The following is a 22,571-nucleotide window of genomic DNA, read 5'->3' as shown; positions in this document are numbered from 1 at the left end:
AAGCCGCGTCGGCAGACACCGCCGATCCGCACTCCAGGTGCGCCTATCTCAATACAAATCCACCGGGTCCACATCCAGCGACCAGCGCACCTGGCGCCCGCTCGGCAGTTGCTCCAGTTGCAGCATCCAGGCATTGAGCAAGCGGTGCAGGGGTGCTCGCAACGTCGCCTGGACCAGCAACTGCGCCCGGTAGCGTCCGGCGCGGCGTTCCATGGGGGCAGGCACCGGCCCCAGCAGTTCGAGGCCGCCCAGTCCCAGTTGCGCCACCAAGGCTTCGGCGGCGGCGCAGGCTTCGTCCAGAAAGGCTTCGGCCTGGCCCGGCTTGTGGGCCTCGGCGCGCAGCAGCGCCAGGTGCGCGAAGGGTGGCAGGCCGGCGGCGCGGCGTTCGGCCAGGGCCTGCTCGGCGAAGGCGAAGTAACCCTGCTCGGTCAATTGCACCAACAGCGGATGGTCGGCCAGGTGCGTCTGGATGATCACCTTGCCCGGTTCTTCCGCGCGCCCGGCGCGGCCGGCCACCTGAACGATCAATTGCGCCATGCGCTCGCTGGCGCGGAAGTTACCGGAGAACAGCCCGCCGTCGGCATCGAGGATCGACACCAGGGTGACCCGTGGGAAGTGGTGCCCCTTGGCCAGCATCTGGGTGCCGATCAGGATGCACGGTTGGCCCTTCTGGATGGTCGCGAACAACTGGTTCATCGCGTCCTTGCGCGAGGTGCTGTCGCGGTCGACGCGCAGCACCGGGTAGTCGGGAAACAGGATCGCCAGGCGTTCTTCGGCGCGCTCGGTGCCGGCGCCCACCGGCCGCAGGTCCACGGTGCCGCACTTGGGGCACTGGCGCGGTACGCGTTCGACGTGGCCGCAGTGATGGCAGCGCAACTCGCCCGAGCGCTGGTGAACGGTCGTGCGCGCATCGCAGCGCGGGCACTCGGACAGCCAGCCGCAATCGTGGCACAGCAGGGTAGGGGCAAAGCCGCGGCGGTTGAGAAACACCAGCACCTGCTGGCCGTTGGCCAAGGTCTGGCCAATGGCCTGCTGCATCGGTCCGCTGATGCCGCTGTCCAGCGGTCGGCTCTTCACATCCAGGCGCAGGAACTTGGGCTGCTGGGCGCCGCCGGCGCGATGGTCGATGCGCAGCAGGCCGTAACGACCGGTGTGGGCATTGTGCAGGCTTTCCAGGGATGGCGTGGCCGAACCCAGGACAATGGGAATGTCTTCCTGGCTGGCGCGCACCAGCGCCAGGTCACGGGCGTGATAGCGCAGGCCTTCCTGCTGTTTATAGGAGCCGTCGTGTTCTTCGTCGATGATGATCAGCCCAGGGTTCTTCATGGGCGTGAACAGCGCCGAGCGGGTGCCGATGATGATGTCGGCCTCGCCGTCGCGGGCGGCCAGCCAGGCGTCGAGACGGTCGCGGTCGTTGACCGCCGAATGCACCAGCGCGATGCGTGCGTTGAAGCGCTGTTCGAAACGCGCCAGGGTCTGCGGCCCCAGGTTGATCTCCGGGATCAGCACCAGGGCCTGCTTGCCGGCCTCCAGGCACTCGTGAATCAGTTGCAGGTACACCTCGGTCTTGCCACTGCCGGTCACGCCCGCGAGGAGAAACGCGTGGAAGCCGCCCAGGCTGGCGCGAATCGCCTCGAAGGCGGCGCGTTGCTCTTCGTTGAGCGGCAGTTCCGGTTGCGCCAGCCAGTGTTCCGCGCGTGGGCCGGGGCCATGGCGGCGCACTTCGACGCTGACCAGTTGCTTGGCCAGCAGCAGGTCGAGGCTGTCCTTGTTCAGCTGCAGCTTGCTCAACAGCTGATGCGCCACGCCATGGGGATGCTGGGCCAGGGTCTTGAGGGCGTCGCGCTGCTTGGGCGCGCGGGCGATGCGCGGGTCGTCCAGGCGTGCATCGGCGGCGGCGTGCCAGAAGCGCTCCTGGCGGGCCTCGGCCGGTTCTCCCTGGCGCAGCAACACCGGCAGTGCCCAGCTGAGGGTGTCGCCCAGGCCGTGCTGATAGTACTGCGAGGTCCACAGGCACAGCTTGAACAGCGCCGGCGGCAGCGGGCTGACCGGATCGAGCAGGGCAATGGCTGGCTTGAGTTTGTCGGCCGGTACCTCGCTGTGGCTGACCACCTCGACCAGTATGCCGATCATCTCCCGCCGCCCGAACGGTACCCGCAGGCGCATGCCCGGGGTGAACACGGTCTGCGCCGTGTGGGCAGGCGCCTTGTAGTCGAACAGGCGTCGCAGCGGCGAGGGCAGGGCGAGGCGCAGGATGACGTCGGGCACGCGGGAATTCTCTTGAGTGGAGGCGACTGCAATCGTGGGCGGAGCCAGGGTCACGGCGGGTGACCGCGCTCGAAGGATTCGAGGTGCGCAGCCTAGCAGACGACGGTCGGCGCAAGCGACAACTTGCGTGTTCGCCGGATTCTGTTAATATACGCGGCCTAATTACGTGCGGTACTCGACAATGGTGTCGGGTGGCGGCACGCAGCCTGAGGAAGTCACCATGAAAGCCGATATCCATCCAGTATACGAAGCCATCGACGCTACCTGCAGCTGCGGTAACGTTATCAAGACCCGTTCGACTCTGGCCAAGCCATTGAGCCTCGACGTCTGCTCCGAATGCCACCCGTTCTACACCGGCAAGCAGAAAACCCTGGACGTTGGCGGTCGTGTTGACCGTTTCAAGCAGCGTTTCGGCGGTTTCGGCGCCAAGAAAGCTTGATTGGTTTGCTCTCGCTGTTGAAGAAGGCGCCCCGTGTGGGCGCCTTTTTTGTGGGCGTCTTCTGGCTGGGCGCCGCACAGGCCGAGGTCTACTGCCCGGCTCCGGGCGGGCTGAGCACCGCTCAGGTACGGCAGGTCATCGACGGCGATACCCTGCGCCTACAGGATGGTCGCAGCGTTCGGCTGATTGGTATCAATGCGCCTGAGATCGGTCGCAAGGGGCAGAGTGACGAGCCCTATGCGGTGGCTGCCCGGCGCCGGTTGCAGGCACTGGTCGATGACAGCGACGGCTTGGTCGGCCTGCAGCTGGGTCGCGAAAGCAAGGATCGCTATGAGCGCACCCTGGCCAACGTCTATGGCCGCGGCGGCTTGAACTTCGAGGCGCAATTGCTGGCCGAGGGGTTGGCCCTACAGGTCGCGGTGGCGCCCAATGTCGACCAGGTCGCGTGCCAGCAGAGTGCCGAACGTGCGGCGCGACAGGCCGGGCTGGGCATCTGGCGTCAGTCGCCGGCCATTGCTGCCGCGCAGGTGGAGCGCGCCGGTTTTGCCCTGCTCGGTGGGCGCGTCAGCAAGGTCGAGCGCAACCGCGCCGGGGCCTGGATCGAACTCGACGACTCGGTGGTGCTGCACGTCGCGCCCAAGGTGTTCGGGCTGTTCCCGGACGGCTGGCTCGATACCCTCGAAGGTCGCCAGGTCGAGGCGCGCGGCTGGGTGCTGGATCGCAGCCGGCGCGGCAATCAGGGCGCAGGGCAGTTGCGCTGGATGCTGCCGGTCAGCGACCCCGCCATGGTGCAGATACAGCCCTGAGCCTGTCGACGGCGGCGAGGCATTGGTTGATCCGCAGGCCTTGAACAGGCCTTTCGCGGACCTGGCCATATCCGCCGAAAGTCGTAGGCCAGGGGCCTTGACGCAAGTGACTGGGTAGTCTTGTCGGGTGTAGGCATCTTGCGTATCCTCGCGGGTCTCGTCAGACCAACAGTAAAAGCGGAACGCCCCCATGTCAGATTTGAAAACTGCCGCTCTCGAGTACCATGCCCATCCACGCCCAGGCAAACTGAGCGTCGAACTCACCAAGCCCACTGCCACCGCCCGTGATCTGTCGCTGGCCTACAGCCCAGGCGTGGCCGCGCCCGTTCGCGAAATCGGTCGCGATCCCGAACTGGCCTACAAGTACACCGGCAAGGGCAACCTGGTAGCGGTCATCTCCGACGGCACCGCCATCCTGGGCCTGGGCAACCTCGGCCCACTGGCTTCCAAGCCGGTCATGGAAGGCAAGGGCGTTCTGTTCAAGCGTTTCGCCGGCATCGACGTCTTCGACATCGAAGTGGACTCGGAAAGCCCACAGGCCTTCATCGACACCGTCAAGCGCATCTCGATCACCTTCGGCGGCATCAACCTGGAAGACATCAAGGCGCCCGAGTGCTTCGAGATCGAACGTGCCCTGATCGAACAGTGCGACATTCCGGTGTTCCACGATGACCAGCACGGTACCGCCATCGTCACCGCGGCGGGCATGATCAACGCCCTCGAAATCGGTGGCAAGACCCTGGAAGACGCCAAGATCGTCTGCCTCGGCGCTGGCGCTGCGGCCATCTCCTGCATGAAGTTGCTGGTGAGCATGGGCGCTCGCATCGAAAACATCTTCATGATCGACCGCACCGGCGTGATCCACGCTGGCCGTGACGACCTGAACCAATACAAGGCAGTGTTCGCCCACACCACCGACAAGCGCACCCTGGCCGATGCCCTGCAGGGCGCCGACGTGTTCGTCGGTCTGTCGGGTCCGAACCTGTTGAGCGCCGAAGGCCTGAAGTCGATGGCGGCCAACCCGATCGTGTTCGCCTGCTCCAACCCCGATCCGGAAATCTCCCCGGAATTGGCGCACGCCACCCGTGACGACGTGATCATGGCCACAGGCCGTTCCGACTACCCGAACCAGGTCAACAACGTCCTGGGCTTCCCATTCATCTTCCGTGGTGCCCTGGACGTCCGCGCCAAGCGCATCAACGAAGAGATGAAGATCGCCGCAGCCAACGCCCTGCGCGAACTGGCCAAGCTGCCGGTCCCTCAGGAAGTCTGCGATGCCTACGGCGGCATCTCCCTGGAGTTCGGCCGCGAGTACATCATTCCCAAGCCAATGGACCCACGCCTGATCACCCTGATCTCCGACGCCGTGGCCAAGGCCGCGATCGAGACCGGTGTGGCCACCCTGCCGTACCCCAAGCACTACCCGCTCAAAAGCGTGGATGACGTGTTCAACGGTTGATCCCTTGAAAGCCTCATAAAAAAAGCCCCGGCTCGCGAGAGTCGGGGCTTTTTTGTGGATCGTCTATCGGCACATGGCGACAGGAGGTCCACGCTTTACGTCAGATCCAAAATCTCCTTGTATCCCAGCCAGGTCGGAATCCCATCACCGACATGTCTAATCCGGCTTTTGCCATGGCGGCGGGAGCGCTGAGCAGGACACTCCTGAATCGTTGCTTCCAGTCCGACTCTGGATCGATCACTGCCAGAAGTGCTACCAAGGGCACAGCCCGCGCTGCGACCCGGCCTCGATCGGTATGGTCTGGAAACTCCGCCCTTAGCGATTTCGCGACGCCTGGTGCGTTGACCAAATTGTTCTTGTTCCAGAGGCGGGAGTGATGAGCGCAGACATTTCGTAGCAAGTTGATACTTCTGAACCAGGTGACCAATATCTTCTCGTCGAAGCCGAAGGCTTTGGCGATGGCTTTTCGGTAGGGTAGAAGCAGGCTTGCGTACAGATAAGACAATGGCCCGAATGTCGTTGCTTCCAGGACGACCCAAATAGGCGGGTAGGGAGGTGAGTCATAGGTATCGAGGTAGTGCTCGACAGCTTGATGTTTGCATGTGGTGGGGTCGGTCGCCGCACGCATGAACGACGCATGCGCCTGCGTGTTGATGAAGTGTGCCGAATCCAGGTAGAAATGAGGGCCCGCCACCGGATCGATCGCAAGCGTATTGATGATTGCAGCTCTCATTGCTACTTCTATGCGCTCAACCGCGTCCAGACAGATAAGCCTGAGCTGTCTGTCAAAATCATAAAGCGCCAGAATGTCATCGAACTCGACGCCTGAGAAAAACAACCTGTCTCGGTTGCTCTGAAGTGGCCGCATATAGATGAGTAATCGATAGTAGCCAATCAGTTGTAGGGCGTGCAGAGCCCTTTCTGGTTGAGGGACGGCCAAGCCTTTGGCCTCAAGATGTGCGAGTAGATCGAGGGGGGCTTTAGCGTGCTTGGTGTAGGCTATCTGTGGGGCCATCGGAGCATCCTGCTCACTTTATTGCGGACAAAAAGAAACCCCCTGGTGCGCAGTTCAGGCCAAGGCCCGCCCGAGGCGTGGAGGTTGTGGTTGGCTTCGATGCTACTGATGCGGCTGGTGCGCGTCAATTCGATGCAAGCCAGTAACCTGAATGCATTTGCATCAGGCTATGTCGACAACACCTGGACCAAGCAGGCCAACCCCGAAGCAGGTGTAAACCAGATCGGGGATTGGCCGTTGCGACCACAGGGCCGGTTTGATCAGAACAGATCGATCGGCGCCGATTCATCGGCCGGGAGCGGGCTGCCTGGTGCGCTGCCGCCGCCGAACTCGCTGTTGGAGGGCGGGGTGTCTTCGCTCTTGAACAGTTCGAAGTAGGCGCCGGCTGTGCCCGGGGCAGCCGCACGGCCGCTGATCGGGTCCACCCGCAGGCTCAGGATGCCTTCGGGCTCGGGCTGCACGTGGGCAGGTTTGTCTTTCAGTGCGGCGCCCATGTAGGTCATCCAGATCGGCAGTGAAACGGTGCCGCCAAACTCGTGCCGGCCCAGGGTTTCGGGCTGGTCGAAACCGGACCACACGGTGGTGATGTAGTCGGCGTTGTAGCCCGAGAACCAGGCATCCTTCGAATCGTTGGTGGTCCCCGTCTTGCCGGCCAGATCGGTTCGGCCCAGCGCCATGGCGCGGCGCCCGGTGCCCTTCTTGATCACGTCCTCGAGCATGCTGGTAAGGATGAACGCGGTGCGCCCGTCGATGACGCGCTCGGCGATCACCGGTGCCGGTGGCGCGCCTGGAGTCAGGGTCGCGTCGACGCCGATCTGTGCCGGTTCCGGCGCGGGCGTGCCTGGCGCGGGCTGGGGCGACGCGGCAGCGACTTCGTCAGCCGGTACGGTCGGCGGATTGGCGCGGAACAGGGTTTCACCGTTGCGGCTGTCGATCCGCTCGATCAAGTAGGGCGAAACCTTGTAGCCGCCGTTGGCGAACACGCTCCAGCCAGTGGCGATTTCCATCGGCGTCAAAGTCGCGGTGCCCAGCGCCAGTGACAGGTTGCGCGGCAGGTCCTGCTTGTTGAAGCCGAACTTGCTGATGTAGTCGATGGTGCTGTCCACGCCCAGGCTCTGCAGAACCCGGATGGACACCAGGTTGCGCGACTTGTACAACGCTTCGCGCAGGCGGATGGGGCCCAGGAAGGTGTTGGTGTCGTTCTTAGGTCGCCAGACCTTGTCCACCGATTCATCGACGAACACGATGGGCGCATCGTTGACCAGGCTGGCGGGCGTGTAGCCCTTGTCCAGTGCGGCACTGTAGATGAACGGCTTGAAGCTCGAACCAGGCTGACGCTTGGCCTGCATGGCGCGGTTGTAGTTGCTCTGCTCGAACGAGAAGCCGCCGACCAGGGCGCGGATGGCACCGGTACGCGGGTCCAGCGAGACCAGGGCGCTCTGCACGGTCGGTACCTGGCTGAACTTCAGAGTGCCATCGTCTTGACGCTGCACGCGGATCAAATCGCCGACCTGCGCGACGTCCGCAGGCTGGGTCGGCATGCGCCCGACGCTGTTGGTGTTCATGAACGGGCGCGCCCATTTCATGCTGTCCCAGGCAATCGATTCCTGCTTGTCGTCACGGGTGAGCACGGTGATGCCGGTCTTGTCGACCTTGGTCACGATGGCCGGCTCCAGGCCGTTCAACGGACGCTGGCGGGTCAGTTCGACCGCCCACTCGCGTGGCGTCTTGCCCGGCAGGCGCGCTTCGGGTCCACGGTAACCGTGGCGCTGATCGTAGGCGATGAGCCCGGCACTGATAGCGTGGTTGGCGTCTTCCTGCAGGTTGCTGGGCACCGTGGTGGTGACGTTGAAACCCTGAGTATAGGCATCGCTGCCGTAGCGGCCGACCATCTCGGCGCGGGCCATCTCGGCGATCCACGGCGCGCTGACTTCCGGCGTGGGCACGTGGTAGCTGGCGTTGAGCGGCTCGTTGATGGCGGCGTTGTAGCTGGCTTCGTCGATCTTGCCCAGGCGGAACATGCGCCCCAGGATCCAGTCGCGACGCTCCTTGCTGCGCACCGGATTGGCCAGCGGGTTGAAGCGCGACGGCGCCTTGGGCAGGCCGGCGATCATCGCCATCTGCGCCAGGCTGACGTCGCGAATCGACTTGCCGTAGTACACCTGTGCAGCGGCTTCGATACCGTAGGCCCGGTTGCCCAGGTAGATCTTGTTCACATACAACTCGAGGATCTCGTCCTTGGTAAGTTGGCGCTCGATTTGCAAGGCAAGAAGGATTTCAGTGATTTTGCGGGAAAAACTGCGTTCGGACGTCAAGAAATAGTTCTTGGCGACCTGCATGGTGATGGTACTGCCGCCGGTCTGGATATGACCGCTGCGCACCAGCTGCGAGGCGGCGCGCATCAGGCTGCTGGGGTCGACGCCGTAATGGTTTTCGAAATTGTCGTCCTCGGCGGACAACAGGGCTTGGATGAAATGTGGCGGAATCTCGGCGAACTTGATCGGCGAGCGGCGCATCTCGCCGAACTCGGCGATCAGTTTTCCGTCGCTGCTGAACACCCGCAGGGGGATCTGCAGCTCTACGCTGCGCAGGGCGTCGACAGACGGCAGGCTGGGGCTAAGATACAGAAATGCCCCACTGAGCACGAGCAACAGCCCGCAGAACACGGCGAGGAAAGACCACCAGAAAAACTTCAGCAGGCGTATCAAGGCTTTTGGATTTCCAGATAAAAGAATGAGTTAAGCGCAGCACGCGGTACGTGGAAAAAACGCTGGGCATTATAAGCATTTTTCGGCCCGGAGCGTCATTTGCGCTTCTGTCAAGACTGCTATTAAATGCCCCGTACGACAAAGGGTCCGTAAGTCGCGGATAGTAATAGGGAATCGGTTGTGCGTGGACTCTTCAGCAAGAAAGCACATTCGCTATTGGGCATCGATATCAGCTCCACATCGGTCAAACTGCTCGAGCTGAGCCGCACGGGCAACCGTTTCCGGGTCGAGTCGTATGCCGTGGAGCCGCTGCCGGCCAATGCCGTGGTCGAAAAGAACATCGCCGAGCTCGAGGGCGTGGGCCATGCCTTGAGCCGCGTGCTGGTCAAGGCGCGCACCAGCACGCGCATCGTGGCCGTGGCCGTGGCCGGTTCCGCGGTGATCACCAAGACCATCGAGATGGACGCCGGGCTGTCTGACGACGAACTGGAAACCCAGCTCAAGGTCGAGGCCGACCAGTACATTCCCTATCCGCTGGAAGAAGTCGCCATCGACTTCGAGGTGCAGGGCTATTCGGCACGTAACCCGGAGCGGGTGGAAGTCCTGCTGGCCGCCTGTCGCAAGGAGAACGTCGAGGTGCGCGAGGCCGCCCTGGCCCTGGCCGGGCTGAGCGCCAAGGTGGTCGACGTCGAGGCGTATGCCCTGGAGCGCGCTTTCGGCCTGCTCACCGCGCAGCTGGCGGGGGGCAATCAGGCCCTGACCGTGGCCGTGGTGGACATCGGCGCGACCATGACCACACTCAGCGTGCTGCACAACGGCCGCATCATTTATACCCGCGAGCAGCTGTTCGGCGGACGCCAGCTGACCGAGGAAATCCAGCGCCGCTATGGCCTGTCCAACGAGGAAGCCGGCCTGGCCAAGAAGCAGGGCGGGCTGCCCGACGACTACGTGGCCGAAGTGCTGCAGCCGTTCAAGGACGCCGTGGTGCAGCAGGTGTCGCGCTCGCTGCAGTTCTTCTTCGCCGCCGGCCAGTTCAACGATGTCGACTACATCATGCTCGCCGGTGGTACTGCCTCCATTTCCGGTCTGGATCGGCTGATCCAGCAACGCCTGGGCACCCCGACCCTGGTGGCCAACCCGTTCGCCGACATGGCCCTGAGCAGCCGAGTCAATGCCGGCGCCCTGGCCAGTGACGCACCGGCCCTGATGATCGCCTGTGGCCTGGCGCTGAGGAGCTTCGACTAGATGGCAAGGATCAACCTGCTGCCGTGGCGCGAGCAGCTGCGTGAAGAGCGCAAGCGACACTTTCTGATGGCCATGGCCGGTGTAGTGGTGGGCGCCATCGCGATCATCTTTCTGGCAGACCGATTCATCGGCAATGCCATCGACATCCAGACGGCGCGCAATGCCCACCTGCAGTCCGAGATCGTCCTGCTCGACCAGCGCATCAAGTCGATCAGCGAGCTCAAGGCGCGGCGCAAGCAGTTGCTCGAGCGCATGAAGACCATCCAGGACCTGCAGGGCAACCGGCCGATCATCGGGCGCATCTTCGACCAGATGGCGCGCACGCTGCCTGACGGTGTGTACTTCACCGATGTGAAGATGACCGACAAGAACATCGCCATTGCCGGCGCTGCCGAAACCAACAATCGCGTGTCCGACCTGCTGCGCAACCTCGATGCCTCGCCCTGGCTGGAAGCCCCGACCCTCAACGAGGTCAAGGCCAACACCAGTGCCGACGTCAACGGCGCCAACAGTTTTCAGCTGACCGTGCGCCAGACGGCGCCGGTGCCGGCCGACGGGGATGACAAATGAACCCTTCGAGCTGGATGGACAGCCTGCGCAAGGTCGAGCTCAGCGAGCTGGACCTCAACAACATCGGTTCCTGGCCCAACGCCGTCAAGGTGATCGCCGGCGTGCTGCTCATGGCACTGATTCTGGGCCTGGGCTACAACTTTCACATCTCCGACTTGGAAGCGCAGTTGCAGCAGCAGGCCGACCAGGAGACTACGCTCAAGGAGCAGTTCTCCACCAAGGCTTTCCAGGCGGCGAACCTGGAGACCTATACCGAACAGATGAAAGAGATGGAAACCTCGTTCGGTGCCATGCTGCGACAGTTGCCCAGCGACACCGAGGTTCCGGGTCTGCTCGAAGACATCACCCGCACCGGTCTGGGCTCGGGGCTGGAGTTCGAGGAAATAAAACTGTTGCCTGAAGTGACCCAGCAGTTTTATATCGAGCTGCCGATACAGATCAGCGTGACCGGCACCTACCATGACCTGGCCACTTTCGTCAGCGGTGTGGCCAGCCTGCCGCGGATCGTCACCCTTCACGATTTCGAAGTGAAGCCGGTCGATCCCAAGGCCAGCAACAGCCAGCTGCGCATGAGCATCCTGGCCAAGACCTACCGTTACAATGACCAAGGCCTGCCTGGGACGAATGCGGTACCGGCACAGGGGCAAGCGAAATGAGGGCGGTTTTCGTGGCAGGTCTGGCGCTGTGCACGCTGGTGCTGGCCGGTTGTGGTGGCGGCGGCGATTTCGCCGACCTGGATGCATTCATGGCCGAGGTCAAGGCGCGGCCCAAGGGCAAGATCGAACCGATACCGCGCTTTGCGCCCTATCAGGCGTTCAGCTACGAGGCTGCGTCTCTGCGCAGCCCGTTCCAGCCACCGATCAAGATCGAACTGGTGAACAGGCAGAAGGGGTCCAGGCTCATCAAGCCGGACACGACGCGGGTCAAGCAATTCCTGGAGGGTTTCAACATCGAGGAATTCGAAATGGTCGGTACGCTGGGCAATGCCGGCGGACGCTACGCCCTGATGCGTGGTGCCGGTGGCGTGCATCGACTGAAGGTGGGCGATTACCTGGGTCGCAACGACGGGCGGATCATCGCCATCAGCGATGCCCAGGTCGATGTCATTGAAATCGTTCCCGATGGGGATGGTGGTTGGTTGGAGCGGCCTCGCACCATCCCGCTCAAAGAGCGCTCGTAAAGGGCTGGGTCAAGCATGTCTAGTGGAACTCGAAAATGAACAGGATTCTCTCAGCCTTCGGTATTTCGCTAGGGATAGCGATGCTTTCACCGATTGTCATGGCCGCGAACTTGAAGACGCTCGACGTTGCTTCCCTGCCCGGTGATCGTGTCGAGCTCAAGCTCTCGTTCGACGGTCCGGTCACGGCACCGCGCGGCTACACCACCGAGCAACCGGCGCGCATCGCCCTCGACTTGCCCGGTGTGACCAGCCAACTGGGCGCGCGCAGCCGCGACCTGGGCGTGGGCAACGCTCGCAGCGTGGTCGTGGTCGAAGCCACCGACCGCACGCGGGTCATCGTTAACCTGACCAAGCTGGCGCCTTACAGCACCCGCGTGCAGGGCAACGACCTGTTCGTGCTGGTGGGCGAGGGCGCCGCCGCGCTGCAGGGCACGTCGCTGCCGGCCCCGACCTCTACGCCGACCACGCCCCGTCCCGCGTCGCGACCTGCGGCGGTGTCTTCGCCGGCGCCGGCGACCTCGCGAGCGGCGGTGCCGGCCGGACGCGCCATTCGCAACGTCGATTTCCAGCGCGGCGAGCTGGGCGAAGGCAATGTGATCATCGATCTCAGTGACCCGACCATCAGCCCCGACATTCAAGAACAGGGCGGCAAGATCCTCCTCAACTTCGCCCGCACGCAACTGCCCGAGGCATTGCGTGTGCGCCTGGACGTCAAGGATTTCGCCACCCCGGTACAGTTCGTCAATTCCTCGGCCAGCGCCAATGGCGCGACCGTGTCCATCGAACCCAGTGGCACCTTCGACTACTCCTCGTACCAGACCGAAAATCGCCTGACCATCAGCGTGCGACCGCTGACCAACGAGGACGTGGCGCGGCGCAACGTCGAGCGCAACGTCTATACCGGAGAGAAGCTGTCGCTGAACTTCCAGGACATCGACGTGCGTTCGGTGCTGCAATTGATCGCCGACTTTACCAACCTTAATCTGGTGGCCAGCGACACGGTGCAGGGCGGCATCACCCTGCGCCTGCAGAACGTGCCATGGGATCAGGCGCTGGACCTGGTGCTCAAGACCAAGGGCCTGGACAAGCGCAAGGTCGGCAACGTGTTGCTGGTGGCGCCGGCCGACGAAATCGCTGCCCGCGAGCGCCAGGAACTGGAGTCGCAACGGCAGATTCAGGAGCTCGCGCCGCTGCGCCGTGAGCTGATGCAGGTCAACTACGCCAAGGCTGCCGACATCGCCAAGCTGTTCCAGTCGGTGACCCGTGGTGAAAACGTCGAGACCGAGCGCGGCTCGATCACGGTCGACGAACGCACCAACAACATCATTGCCTACCAGACCCAGGACCGCCTCGACGAACTGCGCCGCATCGTCACCCAACTGGACATCCCCGTACGGCAGGTGATGATCGAAGCCCGCATCGTCGAGGCCAACGTCGGCTACGACAAGGCGCTGGGCGTGCGCTGGGGCGGCTCGACCAACCTGCGTGGCAAACACAACTGGACTGCCTACGGCCTGGACAACAACGGCGACGAAGCCGGCAACACCGGCGCCGACGTAGGCAGCAACACGCCCTTTATCGATCTGGGCGCCGCCGATGCGACCTCCGGCATCGGCCTGGGCTTCGTGACCAACAACGTCCTGCTGGACCTCGAACTCAGCGCCATGGAGAGCACCGGCAACGGTGAAATCGTCTCGCAGCCCAAGGTGGTGACCTCCGACAAGGAAACCGCGAAGATCCTCAAGGGCACCGAGGTACCGTACCAGGAGGCCAGCTCCAGCGGTGCCACCACGGTATCGTTCAAGGAGGCTTCGCTGTCGCTCGAAGTGACGCCGCAGATCACCCCGGACAGCCGCATCATCATGGAAGTGAAGGTCACCAAGGATGAGCCCGACTACCTGAACGCCGTACTGGGCGTGCCGCCCATCAGCAAGAACGAGGTCAACGCCAAGGTGCTGGTCAACGACGGCGAAACCATCGTCATTGGCGGGGTTTTCTCCAACACGCAAAGTAAAACCGTGGACAAGGTGCCCTTTTTGGGCGACGTGCCGTATGTTGGGCGCCTTTTCCGTCGGGATGTCGTGTCGGAAGCCAAATCCGAGCTGCTGGTATTCTTGACACCGCGTATCATGAATAACCAGGCGATTGCTGTGAGTCGTTGATTCTGTGCGAAATTTGATACTTGTTGGGCCAATGGGTGCAGGCAAGAGCACCATTGGCCGTCTGCTGGCCAAAGAGCTTCGGTTGCCGTTCAAGGATTCCGACAAGGAAATCGAGACCCGTACCGGGGCGAATATCCCGTGGATCTTCGACCAGGAAGGCGAGGTCGGCTTTCGCGATCGCGAGCAGGCCATGCTGGCCGAGCTGTGCGAATTCGACGGTCTGGTGCTGGCCACCGGCGGCGGCGCCGTCATGCGCGACGCCAATCGCCAGGCACTGCACGCCGGTGGGCGTGTGGTGTACCTGCACGCCTCGGTGGAGCAACAGGTGGGCCGCACGGCGCGTGATCGCAATCGGCCGCTATTGCGTACCGCCAATCCAGAGGCCACGCTGCGGGCCCTGTTGGCGGTGCGCGATCCGCTGTACCGCGAGATCGCCGATCTGGTGGTGCAGACCGACGAGCGTCCGCCGCGCATGGTGGTGCTCGATATCCTCGAACGTCTGCAACGCCTGCCGCCGCGCTGAGGCGCGTGTAGCCGAAGGTGTTCGCGGCGCTTGCAGGATCGTTTGGCGCTACCGTGATTTCATGGCAGCGGTTTTCAGAAAAACAAGAGTGGGGACAGATGCAGACACTCAAGGTTGACCTCGGCGAGCGCAGCTATCCGATCTACATCGGCGAAGGGTTGCTCGATCAAGCCTCATTGCTGGCCCCGCACATTGCCGGGCGAAAGGTGGCGGTCGTCTCCAACGCCACGGTGGCGCCGCTCTACCTGGATCGCCTGACCCAGACCCTGGGTGCCTACTCGGTGGTGCCCGTGGTGCTGCCAGACGGCGAAGCCTTCAAGAACTGGGAAACCCTGCAGACCATTTTCGATGCCATGCTCACCGCACGGCTGGATCGACGCGTCACGGTCATCGCCTTGGGCGGCGGCGTCATCGGTGACATGGCCGGGTTTGCCGCCGCCTGCTATCAGCGCGGCGTCGATTTCATTCAGGTGCCGACCACGCTGCTGTCCCAGGTCGACTCGTCGGTGGGCGGCAAGACCGGCATCAACCATCCGCTGGGCAAGAACATGGTCGGCGCGTTCTATCAGCCGCAGGCGGTCCTGATCGACACCACGACCCTGGCCACGCTGCCGCCGCGCGAGCTGTCGGCGGGTCTGGCCGAGGTGATCAAGTACGGTTTCATCTGCGACGAGCCGTTCCTGGGCTGGCTGGAAGAACACGTCGATGCCCTCAGGGCGCTCGACCAGGCCGCCCTCACGGTGGCCATCGCTCGCTCCTGCGAAGCCAAGGCCCGCGTGGTCGGGGCGGACGAACGCGAGTCGGGTGTGCGGGCCACACTGAACCTGGGGCATACTTTCGGCCACGCCATCGAGACCCATATGGGGTATGGTGTGTGGCTTCACGGAGAAGCCGTGGGGGCCGGTACGGTGATGGCGCTGGAGATGTCCATGCGCCTGGGCTGGATCACCCAGGCCGAGCGGGACCGCGGCATTCGTCTGCTGCTGCGCGCCGGTTTGCCGGTGGTGCCGCCAGCGGAAATGACGCCGGCCGATTTCCTCGAGCACATGGCGATCGACAAGAAAGTGCTGGATGGCAGTCTGCGCCTGGTGCTGCTGCGCAGCCTGGGCGAAGCGGTGATCACCGCCGACTACCCGCATGATGTGCTTCAGGCGACCCTGGAAGCGGATTACCGCGCCATCGTCGCCGGGCTGGAAGCGTGATTGTGAAGGCGCTCGCCGCCCGCCCCGCTCCCACAGGTGTTGAGCCCGGCGTATTCCAGCAGGACGTGGTTCCAGCAACCCATCAACGATTCACCTTTGTTCTACGAGAGTTCGATGACAAGTCTGCATGCCGATGAGGCCTTTCTCGGCCACTACCAATTGGATCATGACCCCTTCGCCGCAAGGGTGCCTGGCTTCAAATTCTTCCCGGCCCAGCGCAAGCCGGTGCTGGGGCAATTGCACCATCTGGCGCGCTACAGCCAGCTGTTGCTGGTAGTCACCGGCCCGCACGGCAGTGGCAAGACGCTCCTGCGTCAGGCCCTGGTCGCCAGTACCAACAAGCAGTCGGTGCAAAGCATCGTGGTCTCGGCACGCGGTGCCGGTGATGCCGCGAGCGTGCTGACCCAGGTCGCCCAGTCGCTCAACCTCAATACCCTGGAAGTGCCGGCCATGCTGGCGCAGATCGTCCAGCTGGGGCTCACCGGGCAGGAAGTCTACCTGCTGGTGGACGACGCGGAACAACTCGACGAATCCGCACTCGAAGCCCTGCTGGCGTTGGCGGCGGGCACTGCGGACGGGCGCCCTCACGTGTTCCTGTTCGGCGAGCCTTCCTTGATCGCGGGCCTGGAGCAGTTCAGCGCCGGGCAGGAATTGTTCCACGTGATCGAGCTGCAACCGTACAGCCTCGAGGAAACCCGCGAATACCTGGCGCTGCGTCTGGAAGGTGCCGGGAAGGGTATCCAGTTGCTCACCAATGACCAGATTGCCGACATTCACGAGAACTCGGATGGTTGGCCAGGGGCCATCAACCAGGTTGCTCGTGATACGTTGATCGAGGCCATGATCGCTAGCCGCTCGTCGGTGAAGCGTCCTGCTATGGGGTTTAAGATGCCTAAGAAACACGTATTGGCGATTTCCGCCGTTGTCGTCGTCGCGGTGGCTGCCGCCTGGCTGATACCCAGCCGTGATGGCAAGGCGCCGAGCACCACCGAACAGGCTCAGTTGCCGATGGGTCAGGGGCAGCCAACTGCCGCCCAATCCAACAACGGCAATCCGTCGGTCGAATTCAATGGCAGCACCCAGTCGTTGCCGATGAATGGCCAACAGCCGGTCATGCGCGGTCCGCTGGCCGAATCCACCGGCATGGGCGATGGCGACGAAACCGGCGCTGCCGTGAACACTTCGCCACAGCCGCCGACCGTCACCACCACCGCGCCACCTGCGGGCGTGCCTGCAGGTGCACCGGCTTCGGTTGCGCCCACGCCGACGCCTGCACCTGCACGTCAGGCGCCGCCGGTGGCGACCACCAAGCCTGCACCTGTCACCGCTGCCAAACCGGCGCCTGCGCCTGCACCGACCGTGGCCGCCAAGCCGGCTCCTGCTGCTGCCGCTGCTGCCAAGCCTGCTGCCGGTGGCAGCTGGTACGCCGGCCAGTCGCCGAGCAACTACGTCGTGCAGATCCTGGGAACCAGCAACGAAGGCGCTGCGCAGGCCTACGTCAAGGAGCAGGGTGGTGACTTCCGTTACTTCAAGAAAACCCTGCAAGGCAAGCCACTGTACGTGATCACCTACGGCAGCTTCGCGAGCCGCGATGCAGCGGTTGCCGCCATCAAGAACTTGCCAGCCAAGGTCCAGGCTGGTAAACCTTGGCCTCGCACTGTCGCCAGCGTCCAACAGGACCTCGCGACAGCTCGCTGATTGTCGGGCGGCACCTATCCCCGCCGCCCCACCCTCCGGCGTCATCTGAATCCCGAGCCTGCTACGCGCTGTGTAGCAGGCTTCGCCGTCCCTGTCCCACCGTTTGCCGTCGAAGGCTCAAGCACGGGCCTTGTAGACATGCGGGCTTGCGCTGTAGAGCTGCGGGATTCAGAATCCAGACTAAGTCGCTATCACAATAGCTCGCTGGAAAACGTTCACATTTGCGACAATTGAGTTATTGATTTCGTCGCCGAATTTGTGACCACCCGTTGCGCTGTGTACAATAACCTCCCTTTTGCCTCCGCAAAGCCGGCGTACGTTCGGCGCGCATGGTAACTAGTTGAATCGAAAAGAAATTGCCTCGAAAAGAGGCAGCCTGGTGAGAATGTGTCTATGAAAACAGGTCTGTATCGTCCGGATGAATTCAAGGATAACTGCGGTTTTGGCCTGATTGCCCATATGTCGGGTGAGCCCAGCCATAACCTGTTGCAAACGGCCATCGAGGCCCTGACCTGCATGACCCACCGCGGTGGGATCAACGCCGACGGCAAGACCGGCGACGGGTGCGGCTTGCTGATCCAGAAGCCCGACCTGTTCCTGCGTGCCATCGCCAAGGACCATTTTGGCAGCGAACTGCCCAAGCAGTACGCCGTGGGCATGGTCTTCTTCAACCAAGACCCGGTTCGCGCGCAAGCGGCCCGCGACAACATGAACCGCGAGATCGAGGCCGCCGGCCTGCAACTGATCGGCTGGCGCGACGTGCCGATCGATACCAGCGTGCTCGGCCGTCTGGCCCTGGAGCGCCTGCCCAAGATCCAGCAAGTGTTCGTCGGCGGTGAAGGCCTGAGCGATCAGCAGTTCGCGATCAAGCTGTTCAGCGCCCGTCGCCGTTCGTCCGTGGCCAACGCGGCCGACACCGACCATTACATCTGCAGCTTTTCGCACAAGACCATCATCTACAAAGGCCTGATGATGCCGGCCGACCTTACGGCCTTCTACCCGGACCTGTCCGACGAGCGTCTGCAAACCGCCATCTGCGTGTTCCACCAGCGCTTCTCGACCAATACCCTGCCGAAGTGGCCGCTGGCCCAGCCCTTCCGCTTTCTCGCCCACAACGGCGAGATCAACACCATCACCGGCAACCGCAACTGGGCCCTGGCCCGTCGCACCAAGTTCGCCAACGATCTGATCCCTGACCTGGAAGAGCTCGGCCCGCTGGTCAACCGCGTGGGTTCCGACTCCTCCAGCATGGACAACATGCTCGAACTGATGGTCACCGGTGGCATCGACCTGTTCCGTGGCGTGCGCATGCTGATTCCGCCGGCCTGGCAGAACGTCGAGACCATGGACCCCGACCTGCGGGCGTTCTATGAGTACAACTCGATGCACATGGAGCCGTGGGACGGTCCGGCCGGTGTGGTCATGACCGACGGCCGCCATGCCGTGTGCCTGCTCGACCGTAACGGCCTGCGCCCGGCGCGCTGGGTCACCACCAAGAATGGCTACATCACCCTGGCGTCGGAAATCGGCGTGTGGAACTACCAGCCCGAGGACGTGATTGCCAAGGGCCGTGTGGGCCCGGGCCAGATCCTGGCGGTCGATACCGAAACCGGCCAGGTCCTGCACACCGATGACATCGACAACCGCCTGAAGTCGCGCCACCCCTACAAGCAGTGGCTGCGCAAGAGCGCGCTGCGTATCCAGTCGACCATGGAAGACAACGACCACGGTTCGGCTTTCTACAGCAGCGACCAGCTCAAGCAGTACATGAAGATGTACCAGGTGACCTTCGAGGAGCGCGACCAGGTGTTGCGTCCGCTGGGCGAGCAGGGCCAGGAAGCCGTGGGCTCGATGGGCGACGACACGCCGATGGCCGTGCTGTCCCATCGGGTCCGTACGCCTTACGACTATTTCCGCCAGCAATTTGCGCAGGTCACCAACCCGCCGATCGATCCGCTGCGCGAAGCGATCGTGATGTCGCTGGAAATCTGCCTGGGCGCCGAGCGCAACATTTTCCAAGAGTCCCCAGAGCATGCTTCGCGGGTGATCCTCAGCTCGCCGGTCATCTCGCCCGCCAAGTGGCGCTCGCTGATGAACCTGGATCGGCCAGGCTTCGATCGCCAGGTCATCGAGCTGAACTACGATGAAGCCATGGGCCTCGAGGGCGCCGTGCGCAACATCGCCGATCAGGCCGAGGAAGCCGTGCGCGCCGGACGTACCCTGCTGGTACTCAGCGACCGCAACATCGCGCCGGGCAAGCTGCCGGTGCACGCGTCGCTGGCGACCGGTGCCGTGCACCATCGCCTGACCGAAAAGGGTCTGCGCTGCGACAGCAACATCCTCGTGGAAACCGCTACCGCCCGCGATCCGCACCACTTCGCGGTGCTGATCGGCTTCGGTGCTTCGGCGGTCTATCCGTTCCTGGCCTATGAAGTGCTGGGCGACCTGATCCGGACCGGTGAAGTGCTGGGCGACCTCTACGAGGTGTTCAAGAACTACCGCAAGGGCATCACCAAGGGCCTGCTCAAGATTCTGTCGAAGATGGGCATCTCCACCGTGGCTTCGTACCGCGGCGCCCAGCTGTTCGAGGCTATCGGTCTGTCCGAGGAAGTCTGCGAGTTGAGCTTCCGCGGCGTGCCGAGTCGTATCAAGGGCGCGCGTTTCGTCGACCTGGAAGCCGAACAGAAAGCCCTCGCTGCCGAAGCCTGGAGCACGCGCAAGCCGATCCAGCAAGGCGGCCTGTTGAAGTTTGTCTACGGCGGTGAGTACCACGCCTACAACCCGGACGTGGTCAACACTCTGCAAGCCGCCGTGCAGCAAGGCGACTACAGCAAGTTCAAGGAATACACCGCGATCGTCGACAACCGCCCGGTGTCGATGATCCGCGACCTGCTCAAGGTCAAGACCCTCGACCAGCCGCTGAGCATCGACCAGATCGAACCGCTGGAAGCGATCCTCAAGCGTTTCGATTCGGCCGGGATTTCCCTGGGTGCGCTGTCGCCCGAGGCTCACGAAGCGCTGGCCGAGGCGATGAACCGCCTGGGCGCGCGTTCCAACTCCGGTGAAGGCGGCGAAGACCCGTCGCGCTACGGCACCGTGCGCAGCTCGAAGATCAAGCAGATCGCCACTGGCCGGTTCGGCGTCACTCCCGAGTACCTGGTCAACGCCGAAGTGCTGCAGATCAAGGTGGCCCAGGGCGCCAAGCCCGGGGAGGGCGGTCAGCTGCCCGGCGGCAAGGTCAACGGCCTGATTGCCAAGCTGCGTTATGCCGTACCTGGCGTGACCCTGATTTCGCCACCGCCGCACCACGACATCTACTCCATCGAGGACCTGTCGCAGCTGATCTTCGACCTCAAGCAGGTCAACCCGGCCGCACTGGTGTCGGTGAAGCTGGTGGCCGAGGCGGGCGTGGGCACCATCGCTGCCGGCGTGGCCAAGGCCTATGCCGACCTGATCACCATTTCCGGTTACGACGGCGGCACCGGGGCCTCGCCCCTGAGCTCGATCAAGTACGCCGGCGCGCCGTGGGAACTGGGCCTGGCCGAAACCCACCAGACCCTGCGCGGCAACGACCTGCGCGGCAAGGTGCGGGTACAGACCGACGGCGGCCTGAAAACCGGCCTGGACGTGATCAAGGCGGCCATTCTCGGCGCCGAGAGCTTCGGCTTCGGCACCGCGCCGATGATCGCTCTGGGCTGCAAGTACCTGCGCATCTGCCACCTGAACAACTGCGCCACCGGCGTGGCCACGCAAAACGAGAAGCTGCGCAAGGACCACTACATCGGCACGGTCGACATGGTGATCAACTTCTTCACCTATGTGGCCGAAGAAACCCGCGAATGGCTGGCCAAGCTGGGCGTGCGCAGCCTGGGCGAGCTGATCGGGCGCACCGACCTGCTGGAAATGCTGCCCGGCGAAACCGCCAAGCAGCAGCATCTGGACCTGACCCCACTGCTGGGCAGCGACCAGATTCCGGCGGACAAGCCGCAGTTCTGCGAAGTGGATCGCAACCCGCCGTTCGACAAGGGCCTGCTGGCCGAGCAGATGGTGGAAATGGCCTTGCCGGCGATTCAGGGCAAGACCGGTGGCGATTTCGAAATGAACATCTGCAACTGCGACCGTTCGATCGGTGCGCGCATCTCCGGCGAGATCGCCAAGTTGCACGGCAACCAGGGCATGAACGCCAACCCGCTGACCTTCCGCTTCAAGGGCACTGCAGGTCAGAGCTTCGGCGTTTGGAACGCCGGGGGCCTGAATATGTACCTGGAAGGCGATGCCAACGATTACGTCGGCAAGGGCATGACCGCCGGCAAGCTGGTGATCGTGCCGCCCAAGGGCAGCCCGTTCAAGACCCAGGACAGCGCCATCATCGGCAACACCTGCCTGTACGGCGCCACGGGCGGCAAGCTGTTCGCCGCCGGCACCGCAGGCGAGCGTTTCGCGGTGCGCAACTCCGGTGCCCATACGGTCGTTGAAGGCACGGGCGATCACTGCTGCGAATACATGACCGGCGGTTTCGTCTGCGTGCTAGGCAAGACCGGCTACAACTTCGGCTCGGGCATGACCGGCGGTTTCGCCTACGTGCTCGACCAGGACAACAGCTTCGTCGACCGGGTCAACCACGAACTGGTGGAAATCCAGCGCATCAGTGGCGAAGCCATGGAAGCCTACCGTACTCACCTGGAACGCGTGCTGGCCGAATACGTCGCCGAAACCGACAGCGAATGGGGCCGCAACCTTTGGGAAAACCTGGACGACTACCTGCGTCGCTTCTGGTTGGTCAAGCCCAAGGCCGCCAACCTGAAATCGCTGCTGTCCAGCACCCGTGCCAACCCGCAGTGATATGCGCCTGAAGAGTTTGATGAGGTTTTAACAATGGCTGAACGTCTGAGTAATGACTTCCAGTTCATCGAGGTCGGGCGCAAAGATCCGAAGAAGAAACTGTTGCGTCAACGCAAGAAAGAGTTCGTGGAAATCTACGAGCCCTTCAAACCCGCGCAGTCGGCCGATCAGGCCCACCGCTGCCTGGGCTGTGGCAACCCGTACTGCGAATGGAAGTGCCCGGTGCACAACTTCATTCCCAACTGGTTGAAGCTGGTCGCCGAGGGCAACATCCTCGCGGCCGCCGAGCTGTCGCACCAGACCAACACCCTGCCCGAAGTGTGCGGCCGGGTGTGCCCGCAGGATCGTCTGTGCGAGGGTGCCTGCACCCTCAACGACGGTTTTGGCGCAGTGACCATCGGTTCGGTGGAGAAGTACATCACCGACACCGCGTTCGCCATGGGCTGGCGTCCGG

General features: G+C 63.3%; 15 protein-coding genes and 1 pseudogene. 13 read left to right on the top strand and 3 right to left on the bottom strand.

Features of this window, described 5'->3' with window-relative positions:
- Window positions 1–48: 48 nt before the first annotated feature.
- A complete protein-coding gene (locus B2V21_RS02630) occupies window positions 49–2,268 on the bottom strand; it encodes a primosomal protein N' (RefSeq protein ID WP_286915950.1) in 2,220 nt (739 codons plus the stop codon).
- A 220-nt stretch (window positions 2,269–2,488) separates the two neighbouring features.
- On the opposite strand from B2V21_RS02630, the gene rpmE reads away from it, so the two are divergent.
- The 3 genes from rpmE (at window position 2,489) to B2V21_RS02615 (ending at window position 4,972) form a co-directional block, all read left to right on the top strand.
- Window positions 2,489–2,707 carry a 50S ribosomal protein L31 gene (gene rpmE / locus B2V21_RS02625; RefSeq protein WP_043193699.1) on the top strand — a complete coding sequence of 73 codons (219 nt, stop codon included), beginning with the start codon at window positions 2,489–2,491 and terminating at the stop codon, window positions 2,705–2,707.
- Between the two features lie 35 nt (window positions 2,708–2,742).
- A complete protein-coding gene (locus B2V21_RS02620) occupies window positions 2,743–3,513 on the top strand; it encodes a thermonuclease family protein (protein ID WP_376787041.1) in 771 nt (256 codons plus the stop codon).
- 190 nt (window positions 3,514–3,703) lie between these two features.
- Window positions 3,704–4,972: a malic enzyme-like NAD(P)-binding protein gene (locus B2V21_RS02615; RefSeq protein ID WP_286915949.1), complete on the top strand. Its 1,269-nt coding sequence runs from the start codon at window positions 3,704–3,706 to the stop codon at window positions 4,970–4,972.
- Between the two features lie 100 nt (window positions 4,973–5,072).
- Here B2V21_RS02615 and B2V21_RS02610 read toward each other — a convergent pair whose 3' ends face one another.
- Together B2V21_RS02610 and B2V21_RS02605 are read right to left on the bottom strand one after the other, a co-directional pair.
- Entirely contained in the window at window positions 5,073–5,987 is a 915-nt protein-coding gene (locus tag B2V21_RS02610; RefSeq protein ID WP_286915948.1) for an Abi family protein, read from the bottom strand.
- Between the two features lie 260 nt (window positions 5,988–6,247).
- Window positions 6,248–8,695 carry a penicillin-binding protein 1A gene (locus B2V21_RS02605; RefSeq protein ID WP_286915947.1) on the bottom strand — a complete coding sequence of 816 codons (2,448 nt, stop codon included), beginning with the start codon at window positions 8,693–8,695 and terminating at the stop codon, window positions 6,248–6,250.
- 180 nt (window positions 8,696–8,875) lie between these two features.
- Here B2V21_RS02605 and B2V21_RS02600 point away from each other — a divergent pair, with 180 nt between their 5' ends.
- From B2V21_RS02600 to B2V21_RS02555, 10 genes and pseudogenes are all read left to right on the top strand, one after another.
- Complete coding sequence (locus tag B2V21_RS02600) at window positions 8,876–9,940, top strand: pilus assembly protein PilM (RefSeq protein WP_056844427.1); 1,065 nt, start codon at window positions 8,876–8,878, stop codon at window positions 9,938–9,940.
- On the top strand, window positions 9,941–10,510 hold the full coding sequence (locus B2V21_RS02595) for a PilN domain-containing protein (RefSeq protein ID WP_049861766.1): 570 nt from the start codon (window positions 9,941–9,943) through the stop codon (window positions 10,508–10,510). It abuts the gene before it with no gap.
- On the top strand, window positions 10,507–11,166 hold the full coding sequence (gene pilO / locus B2V21_RS02590; protein WP_049861767.1) for a type 4a pilus biogenesis protein PilO: 660 nt from the start codon (window positions 10,507–10,509) through the stop codon (window positions 11,164–11,166). The genes B2V21_RS02595 and pilO overlap by 4 nt, the downstream gene beginning before the upstream one ends.
- Complete coding sequence (locus tag B2V21_RS02585; protein WP_049861768.1) at window positions 11,163–11,690, top strand: pilus assembly protein PilP; 528 nt, start codon at window positions 11,163–11,165, stop codon at window positions 11,688–11,690. The genes pilO and B2V21_RS02585 overlap by 4 nt, the downstream gene beginning before the upstream one ends.
- A gap of 35 nt (window positions 11,691–11,725) precedes the next feature.
- Window positions 11,726–13,852: a type IV pilus secretin PilQ gene (gene pilQ / locus B2V21_RS02580; protein ID WP_286915946.1), complete on the top strand. Its 2,127-nt coding sequence runs from the start codon at window positions 11,726–11,728 to the stop codon at window positions 13,850–13,852.
- A gap of 4 nt (window positions 13,853–13,856) precedes the next feature.
- The gene (gene aroK, locus B2V21_RS02575; protein WP_056844424.1) at window positions 13,857–14,375 is read left to right on the top strand and encodes a shikimate kinase AroK; all 519 of its coding nucleotides are present in this window, start codon (window positions 13,857–13,859) and stop codon (window positions 14,373–14,375) included.
- Window positions 14,376–14,473: 98 nt separating this feature from the next.
- The gene (gene aroB / locus B2V21_RS02570) at window positions 14,474–15,577 is read left to right on the top strand and encodes a 3-dehydroquinate synthase (protein WP_286915945.1); all 1,104 of its coding nucleotides are present in this window, start codon (window positions 14,474–14,476) and stop codon (window positions 15,575–15,577) included.
- A 114-nt stretch (window positions 15,578–15,691) separates the two neighbouring features.
- Window positions 15,692–17,275 (top strand): SPOR domain-containing protein, encoded by a 1,584-nt coding sequence (locus tag B2V21_RS02565; RefSeq protein ID WP_286915944.1) that lies wholly within the window; start codon window positions 15,692–15,694, stop codon window positions 17,273–17,275.
- 393 nt (window positions 17,276–17,668) lie between these two features.
- Window positions 17,669–22,117 (top strand): glutamate synthase large subunit, encoded by a 4,449-nt coding sequence (gltB, locus tag B2V21_RS02560; RefSeq protein ID WP_286915943.1) that lies wholly within the window; start codon window positions 17,669–17,671, stop codon window positions 22,115–22,117.
- A 33-nt stretch (window positions 22,118–22,150) separates the two neighbouring features.
- A pseudogene (locus B2V21_RS02555) lies at window positions 22,151–22,571 on the top strand (glutamate synthase small subunit); the annotation flags it as partial.

This window comes from Pseudomonas sp. UBA6276 (genome assembly GCF_002438365.1).
GTDB lineage: Bacteria > Pseudomonadota > Gammaproteobacteria > Pseudomonadales > Pseudomonadaceae > Aquipseudomonas > Aquipseudomonas coleopterorum.
The sequence above is the reverse complement of the archived record's forward strand: the minus strand, read 5'-3'. Positions and strand labels throughout refer to the sequence as shown.

Excerpts from the sequence above, each read along its gene's own strand:
- rpmE (WP_043193699.1), top strand. The coding sequence starts at position 2,489 with ATGAAAGCCGATATCCATCCAGTATACGAAGCCATCGACGCTACCTGC.
- B2V21_RS02615 (WP_286915949.1), top strand. The coding sequence starts at position 3,704 with ATGTCAGATTTGAAAACTGCCGCTCTCGAGTACCATGCCCATCCACGC.
- B2V21_RS02610 (WP_286915948.1), bottom strand. The coding sequence starts at position 5,987 with ATGGCCCCACAGATAGCCTACACCAAGCACGCTAAAGCCCCCCTCGAT.
- B2V21_RS02595 (WP_049861766.1), top strand. The coding sequence starts at position 9,941 with ATGGCAAGGATCAACCTGCTGCCGTGGCGCGAGCAGCTGCGTGAAGAG.
- pilO (WP_049861767.1), top strand. The coding sequence starts at position 10,507 with ATGAACCCTTCGAGCTGGATGGACAGCCTGCGCAAGGTCGAGCTCAGC.
- B2V21_RS02585 (WP_049861768.1), top strand. The coding sequence starts at position 11,163 with ATGAGGGCGGTTTTCGTGGCAGGTCTGGCGCTGTGCACGCTGGTGCTG.
- pilQ (WP_286915946.1), top strand. The coding sequence starts at position 11,726 with ATGAACAGGATTCTCTCAGCCTTCGGTATTTCGCTAGGGATAGCGATG.
- aroB (WP_286915945.1), top strand. The coding sequence starts at position 14,474 with ATGCAGACACTCAAGGTTGACCTCGGCGAGCGCAGCTATCCGATCTAC.
- B2V21_RS02565 (WP_286915944.1), top strand. The coding sequence starts at position 15,692 with ATGACAAGTCTGCATGCCGATGAGGCCTTTCTCGGCCACTACCAATTG.
- gltB (WP_286915943.1), top strand. The coding sequence starts at position 17,669 with ATGAAAACAGGTCTGTATCGTCCGGATGAATTCAAGGATAACTGCGGT.